Here is an 8,808-nt window from a genome sequence, read left to right on the forward strand (position 1 = left end):
CCGCGGCACGGCTCTACGTCGTGCAGTACGTCGTGCAGTCCACCCTGGCCGCCTCGATCAGCGGCCTGGAGCGTCCCCTGGGAACCGGTCGTCGTCACCGCGGCCGGGCGAGCGCCGTCACCGGCTGCCACGGCCTTCCTCGACATGCTTCGTGAGTGTCTGAACGTCAACCCGCTAGGTGGCGTCGATCACCTGAGCTGTCCCCGGTGTCCGGTGGCGGTCTACCATCGGACCCAGTGGAAGCCGCGCGCCGTCGACCGCAATCTCTGTCCGGCGCACCGATCAACCCGAGGAGTCACCGCGTGAGCATTCGCGAGCGGGCCGGTCTTTCCCGGCCGGGCCGCATCCGCTCCGCTCTGTGGGCGTACCTGGCGCTGACCAAACCGCGGATCATCGAGCTGCTGCTGGTCGCGACGATACCGGCGATGCTGTTGGCCGACCGCGGCATAGTGAACCCGCTGCTGATTTTCAACACACTGTTGGGCGGGATGCTGGCGGCGGCGTCTGCCCACACGCTGAACTGTGTGGTGGACGCCGATATCGACAAGCTGATGAAGCGGACCGCGCACCGGCCACTGGCCCAAGACGCGGTGTCGCGGCGCAATGCCCTGGCCTATGGGCTGGTGCTCGGGGGCGTTTCGTTCTGCTGGTTGTGGTGGACCACCAACCTGCTCTCCGCTGCGCTGGCCGTGGCCACCATCGCGTTCTACGCGGTGGTCTACACCATGCTGCTCAAGCGCCGCACCCCGCAGAACATTGTGTGGGGTGGGGCCGCCGGCTGCATGCCGGTGATGATCGGCTGGTCGGCGGTGACCGGCACCATCGGGTGGCCGGCGCTGGCGATGTTCGCGATCATCTTCTTCTGGACGCCGCCGCATACCTGGGCGCTGGCCATGCGGTACAAGGACGACTACGCGGCGGCCGGCGTGCCGATGCTTCCGGTGGTCGCCACCGAACGCCAGGTCACCGAGCGGATCCTGATCTACACCTGGCTGACGGTGCTGGCCACGCTGGCGCTGGTGCCGGCCGCCGGGTGGCTGTACGCGGCGGTTGCCGTGCTGGCCGGGGCGTGGTTTCTGGCGATGGCTCACCGGCTGTACGCCGGGGTGCGCCGTGGCGAGCCGGTCAAACCGCTGCGGCTGTTCCTGCAGTCGAACAACTACCTGGCGGTGGTGTTCTGCGGCCTGGCGGTCGACTCGGCGCTGGCGTTCCCGGCCCTGCCGACCCTGTTCTGATCGCTCACTTCCTCACCTGGGCACCAGTATGATCGATCCGATCGTTTTGCGGTCCTGCAGATCTCGGTGCGCTTGGCCGGCATCGGCCAACTGGTATCGCCGGCTCACCGTCACAGCGATCGAACCGCTGGCGATGGCATCGAACAATTCCCGAGCGCGCCAAGAGAACTCCTGTGCAGTCCGGGTGAAGTGGGCCAACGTCGGGCGGGTCAGGTACACCGATCCGGCTGCGTTGAGCCGCTGCGGGTCCACCGGGGGAACGGGCCCGCTGGCGGCGCCGAACAGCACCAGCACGCCGCGCACGGCAAGACTGGCCAGACTGGCGTCGAAGGTCGTCGCGCCCACCCCGTCGTACACGGCGACCACCCCGGCGCCGTCGGTCAACCCGCGCACCCGGGCGCCGAACCCGGCCGCGTCGGCGTCATCCGGACCGGGGTAGTCCAGTACCTCGACGGCGCCGGCCTGTCGGGACAGCTCGGCCTTGGCCGGCGTCGACGCCGTGGTGAGCACCCGAACGCCCCGGCTGGTGGCCCACTGAGTCAAGATCAGGCCGACCCCGCCCGCCCCGGCGTGCAGCAGGATGGTGTCGGCGGCCCGGACCGGGTAAACCGATGTGATCAAATAGTGCGCCGTCATCCCCTTCAGCAGCGCGGCGGCCGCGGTGTCGAAGTCGATGTCCGACGGCAGCTGTGCCACCAACGCCGCTGGTGCACTGCAATATTCGGCATACGCACCCGCGGCGGCCGCGGTGACCACCCGGTCGCCCACCCGCGGAGAGGTCACCCCGGCGCCCACGCTCGACACGGTGCCCGCCACTTCGTTGCCGAGAACGAACGGCAGCCGCACCGGGTACACCCCGGAACGGAAATAGGTGTCGACGTAGTTGATCCCGATGGCTTGGGCCCGGATCACCACCTCGTCGGCGGCGGGGGAGGGTAGCGGCTTGTCGATGTAGCTCAGGACTTCGGGTCCGCCGGTCTCGGCGACTTGCACGGCGCGCATGCGCACTATCATCCCCAGGCGTGACGCCCGCATGAAGTTGGCCCGGCCCGATATCTTCCACCCGCGCATCGTGCTGGTGGGCGATCCCCGACTGGTCGAGGGTGACGGCGGTTGTGCCGACGACGCCGGCCTGGTCGCGGCACTGCGCAGACGTGGCCTGCACGCGCGCTGGCTGTCCTGGGATGACCCCGAGACACTCGGTGCCGACCTGGTGATCCTGCGCGGTGTCCGCGACTGGGCCGGGCGCCGGGAGGAGTTCCTGGCCTGGACGCGTCAGGTCCGCCACCTGCTCAATGCGCCCGACGTCATCGCCTGGAACGCTGATCCCCGATACCTCAGTGATCTGCAGTACGCCGGGGTGCCGACGGTGTCACGACATTCGCCCGGTGCAGCGAGCGCGCTGATCTACTTCTGCGGCCGGCAGTCGCATGCGTTCGCCGCCGGCGACACTGGGTCTGTCCGTGGGCCCGTCGCAGCACCCGACTTCGAACTGTGGGACGTGGGCCGCGCCGCTCTGCGTGCAGCCGCCGAACGACTGAGCACACGGATGGAGGAGTTGCTGTATGCCCGGGCCGACGTGGTCGGCCCACCGAATGACGTTCGTCTGGTGAGCCTGGATCTCGTTGCACCACAGCTGGGTTGGCGTCGATTAAGAGCGCGGGACCGAGGGGACGGGCAGCGTCAGTTCGCCCTGTGCGTCGAATCGGCCCTGCAGCGCCTCGGGCTGGGACCGCTGTCGCATCGACGCCCATAGCGCGGCGGTCGCCGCCGTGCACAGCACCGCGCCGCCGACATGCATGGCCACCAGCGCGGCCGGGACGCCGGTGAAGTACTGGACCACCCCGATCAGTCCCTGGGTGCAGGCCACCATGATCACCACCGCGAACCGCACCAGCACCGGCCTGGCCGCCCGCACCGCGGCCAGCCCGAACCCCAGGCCGACCAGCAGCCCGAGGAAACCGATCAGCAGCGACTCATGCAGGTGTACCAACACCGCGACCTGCACTTTCAGTCGCGGCACCGTCCTGTCGGCGCTCTTGTCGCCGGCGTGCGGTCCGGCGGCGGTGACCAGGGTTCCGGTCGCCAGCACCGCCGACAACGTCACCGCACTGAGCAGTGTCAGCCAGCGCAGCGGCGCGGGCACCCGGCGGCGTGTCACTGCGTCCCCGCCAATATCGGGTTCGCCGATCTTGACATAGAGCAGCACCGCCAACCACACCATCAGCATCGAGAGCAGCAGGTGGGCGGTGACGGTCCACCAGGCCAGCCCGGTGCGCACGGTGATGCCGCCGATCACAGCCTGCACCACCGTGGCCGCGGGCATCAGCGCGGCATAGACCAGCACCTCGGGCCGCCGCCGGGCCCGGGTGACGGCCAAAACCGCCAGCATCGCGGCGATCACCACCGCCACGGTGACCATCCGGTTGCCGAACTCGATCGCCTGATGCACCCGGGGCACCTCGGCGACCGCGACCGGAACGTAGCTGCCGGGGAAGCACTGCGGCCAGGTCGGGCAGCCCAGTCCGGATGCGGTGACGCGGACGATCGCGCCGGTGACCGCGATGCACCCCTGGGTCACCACGACGGCGGCGCCGAACGCCCGCTGGGTGCGCAGGCTCGGCATGGGCAGCACGTCCACCAACCGAAGCAGCAACCGTCCGAAGCGCACCACCTGATCCTAGGTCGGCTACTTGGGAGGGACACGTAGCGCTGTCACGGCTTCGTCGAGCGTCGGATACAGCGACAACGTCTCGTCCAAGCCGGTCAGCTGGATCGGCCTGCTGGTAGCCGGGCCGTCCGCCACCACCGCGAAACGATCCGCTGCACCGAGCTGCTGCTGGGTCGCCACCAGGATCCGCAGGCCCACCGATCCCATGAAATCCACGGCTGAGAGCTGGACGATCAGCCCGGCCGGCTCCTCGGCGAGCACGTCGGCGACGGCGGCTTCGAGCGCCGGAGCGGTGCTCAGGTCGATGTCACCGCCGACGGCGAGCACCGCGATTGCGTCGCGGTGCTCAACGGAGATGGTGATTCGATCTGTAGTTGCCAACCGCCATCCTTCGTCTGGGGTGCCACCGCTGAAGGCGGAGACGCTGCGCATCCAACCGTGCGCTGCACAACGTGAGAATAATACTTCGACACTTCCTGCGCGGGGTGCTGACGCTACCCTTGGCGCAAGGCACGCGCGTTTGCCCAGAGCGAGCGGGAGGGAACAGGACAGATGTCAGATTCGCCGACCGAGTTCGTCAATACCGGCACCGCCGAACAGGCAGCACGAACCTCCAGCGAGGTGTTGCTGCCTCAGCTGGTTGCGCATCTGCGCACGAACCGGACCGCGTTGCGGGAGGAGTGGGCCCGGCGGATCACCGAAGCCCGGTTGCTCACCGCCATGTCGCCCGACGAGATCTTCTCGGAGGCGACCTCGGTGTATGACAATTATGTCGAGGTGCTCGAGACCGGCAGCGTCGAGTCGCTGCAGGCGTATGCCCGCGACCTGTCCGAGCGGATCATCCCGCGGGGCGTGGAGACGCACGAGGTGATCGGGATCGTCCTGCTCTTGCGCGACGTGCTCGCCCGTTCGCTGTTCCAGAAGTACCAGGCGGACTTTCGGCTGCTCAACCGGGTGCTCGACGCTTACGAACCGGCGGCCAACCGCATTGCCAACACGGTGGCGGTGAGCTTCGTCCAGGAGCGCGAGCGGATCATCCGCCAGCAGCAGGAGGCGATCCGCGAGCTGTCCACCCCGGTGCTGCAGGTCCGTGACCAGCTGCTGATCCTGCCGATCATCGGTGCGCTGGACAGCCAACGCGCCCGCCAACTCACCGAGCAGCTGCTGCGGGCGATTCGAGCCAACCGGGCCAAGGTGGTGGTCATCGACGTCACCGGGGTGCCCACCATCGACTCCACGGTGGCCAACCACCTGGTGCAGACGGTTGACGCGTCGGGGTTGATGGGCGCGGACGTGATCATCACCGGCCTGTCCTCGGAGATCGCGCTGACCCTGGTGCGGATCGGGCTGGACCTTTCCAAGATGAATGCCGTCGGCGACCTGCAGGGCGGCATCGAGGAGGCCGAACGCCTACTGGGCTACGCAGTCATCCGCGACGGCAAGCAGAGCGGCTGAGTGCCTCGAGAGCTATCGGGCTATAACGAGCACAGATGCCAGTACCCATCCTGAAGCAGGGCATGATCCTGATCGCGAGCGTACAGGCGGCGCTCACCGACACCGACGCCCAGCGCCTGCAGCATGACCTGATGGAACAGGTCGGCCGGCACCGGGCAAAGGGCATCGTCGTCGACGTCACGGCGATCGATGTGATGGACTCGTTCGCCGCGCGATCGTTGCGGACCATCGCGCACATGACCCGGCTGCGGGGTGCGGAGATGGTGATCGTCGGCGTCCAGCCCGAGGTGGCCTTTGCCATGGTCCAACTGGGCCTGAAGTTCGACGACATGCACACCGCCCTGGACCTGGAGGAAGGGCTGGCGCTGCTGAACAGCGAACGCGTGATCGGACGCGACGGTGGCCGATGACCCCGATGCCGTAGTCATCGGCATCGCCGATGCCGCCGACATCGTCGTTGCGCGCCAGGCGGGACACCAACTCGCCGGCGACCTCGGCTTCTCGGTGACCGACGGCACCATGATCGCCACGGCGATCTCGGAAGTCGCGCGCAACATCGTCAGCTACGCCGAACGCGGCCGCATCCGGGTGACGGTCGCTGACCGGCAGGGCCGCAATGCGCTGGTGGTCTACGCCGAGGACGACGGACCCGGCATCGCCGACGTCGAACGGGCGCTGCAGGACGGCTTCTCGACTGCCGACGGCCTTGGTCTCGGCCTCCCCGGCGCGCGGCGGCTGATGGACGACTTGACCGTGCGATCCGATCCCGGCCACGGGACCGTCGTCGAGATGTGGAAATGGACTCCGCCGGGTGGTTGAACGCGGCCGGTTCGGGCCGATCGAGTGGGCGGCGGCGTGGCGTCCCCGACCGGGGGAGCAGGTCTGCGGTGACCGCGCACTGGCGGTGGGCGTGGGCGAATCCGGTGCCCTCTTCGGTGTGCTGGACGGGCTCGGCCACGGCGCGGACGCCGCCGCGGCGGCATCGCGTGGTGTGCAGACGCTGCACGGTGCCCATACCGAGCCGCTGGACGTGCTGGTCCGGCTGTGCCATCGCGCGCTGGACACCAGCAGAGGAGCCGCGATGACGCTGGCGCGAATCGATTTCGCTACCGATTGTTCCACCTTGACGCTGAGTTGGATCGGGATCGGCAACGTTGCCGCCGACCTGGTGGCCAAGCACCCGAGTGGTGTGCAGATCCGGTCCTCGGCCCGCCTGGATGGCGGAATCGTCGGCTATCGGATACCGGAAACCCTGCGTGTAGGGCGGTCGCCGATCCGCACCGGCGACCTGCTCGTCATCAGCACCGACGGTATCGACGACGATCACCTGCGCGGCATCGACTTCGCCGCATCGGCCGAGGTGATAGCCGAGCGGATTTTGGGTACCCACAGCAGAGAAACTGACGACGCGCTCGTGCTCACCGCACGTTATCGGGGTGGTTACCCATGACTGATACTGGTGATTTCTATCTCCGGTACGCCGACGCCCTGGGCAGCTACCTCTCGACGCGGGACGAAGCCAGTCTGGCCGTCGGCCATGAGCTGGGCCGGCGCGCGCTGCGGGAACAGATCAGCATGCTCGACATCATCGAGCACCATTTCGCACTGGTCGACGACCTGGCGAAGCAATCCGATGCCGATCGCGCCGACACGCTGCAATTCCTGCTGCAAACGCTCACCGCCCTGGACTTCGCCACCCGTGGCTTCCTGGACGGCACAAAACGCTACGAACAAGAACGGGCCCGCGCCGAGACCCTCGCCCATCGCGACGAGTTCCGCAACGCGCTGGTGAACGCGCTGCAGGAGGGATTCTTCGTCGCCGACCATGACGCCGCGATCGTCGAGATCAACGACGCGTTCGCCGAGATCACCGGCTACCGTGCCGAGGGCTTGCCGTATCGATGGCCTTATCCGTGGGTCAGCGACGACCCACGGGCAACCGAGCGGCTGTCGGGCCTGTTTCACAGCGGCCGGGTCCAATACGAGGCGCCGATTCGGCATCACGACGGCCGCATCGTGTGGGTGGCGATCAACGCCAATTCGGTCACCGAGCAGGACGCCGGCCCAGACGCCTACGTAGGAACTCTCCGGGACATCACCGCGGCGCGGGCTGCCGCTGCACGGGAAAGCGCGGTGCTGCGACTGGCCACCGCGGTCAGTGTCGTCAAAAGCGTGGCCGAGGTGCTTGCCGTCACCCTCGATGAGTGCCGGACGACGATCGACGTACAGCGGGTGGTGGCCGTGGTGTGGCCGACGGGCGGTGGTGATCCGACCGTCGAGGGTGCGGGTGAGCCCGCGGCATCGACCTGGAGTGACCTGGATCCATTGCTGCGCCGGACGTTTCAGGGTGCCCGTGGCCAGCTGCCGCTCACCGCTCGGCCGGTTGAGTGGGCCGGCGCGCCGGGCCAGTCACGCGGAATGATTGCGATGCTCTCCGGTGCCGACGTCGCCCTGTGGTTGGAGTTCCACGTCCCGCGTCGGCTCAGCGCGGAGGATCGGCTACTGGTCACCGCGCTGGTCGGTCAGCTCAGCTTGGGACTGCAACACGTCCGTCAGTTCGAGATCGCCCGCGATACCTCGCTGACACTGCAGCGCGCGATGCTTCCGTCCGGTGCACCGCCGCCCGGCTTCGCTGTCCGTTACGAGCCGGCCGTCTCGCCGCTGGAGATCGGCGGTGACTGGTACGAGGTGTTGCCGGTCAGCGACCAGCGGATCGCCATCATCGTCGGCGACTGCGTGGGACGTGGACTGTCGGCTGCCGCGGTGATGGGCCAGCTTCGTAGCTCTGCCCGTGCATTGCTGCTCACCGGCGCCGAGCCGGCCATGGTGCTCGAACAGCTCGACTCGGTGGCCGCGTTCATCCCGGATGCGTTCTGCACGACCGTTTTTGTCGGGATCCTGGACACTGACAACACCAAGTCAGGGCTCTTGCGCTACAGCAGCGCTGGTCATCCACCCCCTGTGCTGGCCGCCCCGGACTCGCCGCTCACCCTGCTCGGCGGTGCTCGCTCGGTGCCGCTGGCCGTCCCGCGAACCGATCCACGCCAGCAGACCTCGCAGCGCCTGACGCCGGGATCGACGTTGGTCCTCTACACCGACGGCTTGGTTGAGCGGCGGGGTGAGTCGATCGACGCCGGTATCGCGCGGGTCGGCAAAATCGTCATGGAGGCACTGGCATCGGCCGTCGATACCGTCGCGGATGCGGTATTGAGCGAGATGGCGCCCGCGGGCGGCTATGACGACGACGTCGCGATAGTGGTGTACCGCTGTCCCCCCGGTCCGCTGCGCATCGAAACCGATGCCGTGGCCGATCGATTGGCTGCTGTGCGGCATCGCCTCTCGGCGTGGCTCGATACGGCGAACATCCCGCCGGCTCTCTCCGCCGACATCGTGGTGGCCACCAACGAGGCGTGCGAAAACAGCGTCGAACATGCCTACCGCGGGCAG

10 protein-coding genes are annotated in these 8,808 nt (G+C 68.1%); 7 read left to right on the forward strand and 3 right to left on the reverse strand.

The features are described from left to right. Positions 1-302: 302 nt before the first annotated feature. Positions 303-1,235: a heme o synthase gene (locus AC2VON_RS03510; RefSeq protein WP_486951699.1), complete on the forward strand. Its 933-nt coding sequence runs from the start codon at positions 303-305 to the stop codon at positions 1,233-1,235. A 12-nt stretch (positions 1,236-1,247) separates the two neighbouring features. On the opposite strand, the gene AC2VON_RS03515 is transcribed toward AC2VON_RS03510, so the two are convergent. After that, the gene (locus AC2VON_RS03515; RefSeq protein WP_486951700.1) at positions 1,248-2,237 is read right to left on the reverse strand and encodes a quinone oxidoreductase family protein; all 990 of its coding nucleotides are present in this window, start codon (positions 2,235-2,237) and stop codon (positions 1,248-1,250) included. Between the two features lie 31 nt (positions 2,238-2,268). Between AC2VON_RS03515 and AC2VON_RS03520 the strand changes: the two genes are divergently transcribed. Next, complete coding sequence (locus AC2VON_RS03520; protein WP_486951707.1) at positions 2,269-2,991, forward strand: hypothetical protein; 723 nt, start codon at positions 2,269-2,271, stop codon at positions 2,989-2,991. Here AC2VON_RS03520 and AC2VON_RS03525 read toward each other — a convergent pair. Beyond that, positions 2,887-3,861 carry a COX15/CtaA family protein gene (locus AC2VON_RS03525; protein WP_486951708.1) on the reverse strand — a complete coding sequence of 325 codons (975 nt, stop codon included), beginning with the start codon at positions 3,859-3,861 and terminating at the stop codon, positions 2,887-2,889. The genes AC2VON_RS03520 and AC2VON_RS03525 overlap by 105 nt on opposite strands. A gap of 63 nt (positions 3,862-3,924) precedes the next feature. Beyond that, positions 3,925-4,287, reverse strand: a complete 363-nt coding sequence (locus AC2VON_RS03530) for an STAS domain-containing protein (RefSeq protein WP_486951701.1) — start codon at positions 4,285-4,287, stop codon at positions 3,925-3,927. A gap of 171 nt (positions 4,288-4,458) precedes the next feature. On the opposite strand from AC2VON_RS03530, the gene AC2VON_RS03535 reads away from it, so the two are divergent. The 5 genes from AC2VON_RS03535 to AC2VON_RS03555 all read left to right on the forward strand — a co-directional run. After that, the gene (locus AC2VON_RS03535) at positions 4,459-5,361 is read left to right on the forward strand and encodes an STAS domain-containing protein (RefSeq protein WP_486951702.1); all 903 of its coding nucleotides are present in this window, start codon (positions 4,459-4,461) and stop codon (positions 5,359-5,361) included. Positions 5,362-5,396: 35 nt separating this feature from the next. Continuing rightward, the gene (locus AC2VON_RS03540) at positions 5,397-5,771 is read left to right on the forward strand and encodes an STAS domain-containing protein (RefSeq protein ID WP_486951703.1); all 375 of its coding nucleotides are present in this window, start codon (positions 5,397-5,399) and stop codon (positions 5,769-5,771) included. Further along, on the forward strand, positions 5,761-6,180 hold the full coding sequence (locus tag AC2VON_RS03545) for an anti-sigma regulatory factor (RefSeq protein ID WP_486951704.1): 420 nt from the start codon (positions 5,761-5,763) through the stop codon (positions 6,178-6,180). The genes AC2VON_RS03540 and AC2VON_RS03545 overlap by 11 nt, the downstream gene beginning before the upstream one ends. Next, on the forward strand, positions 6,173-6,811 hold the full coding sequence (locus AC2VON_RS03550; RefSeq protein WP_486951705.1) for a SpoIIE family protein phosphatase: 639 nt from the start codon (positions 6,173-6,175) through the stop codon (positions 6,809-6,811). Before AC2VON_RS03545 ends, AC2VON_RS03550 begins: the two co-directional genes overlap by 8 nt. Next, positions 6,808-8,808 (forward strand): SpoIIE family protein phosphatase (locus AC2VON_RS03555; RefSeq protein ID WP_486951706.1); only part of this gene is annotated, 2,001 nt, incomplete at its 3' end. The genes AC2VON_RS03550 and AC2VON_RS03555, both read left to right, overlap by 4 nt.

This window comes from Mycobacterium sp. TH-M82 (genome assembly GCF_057473605.1).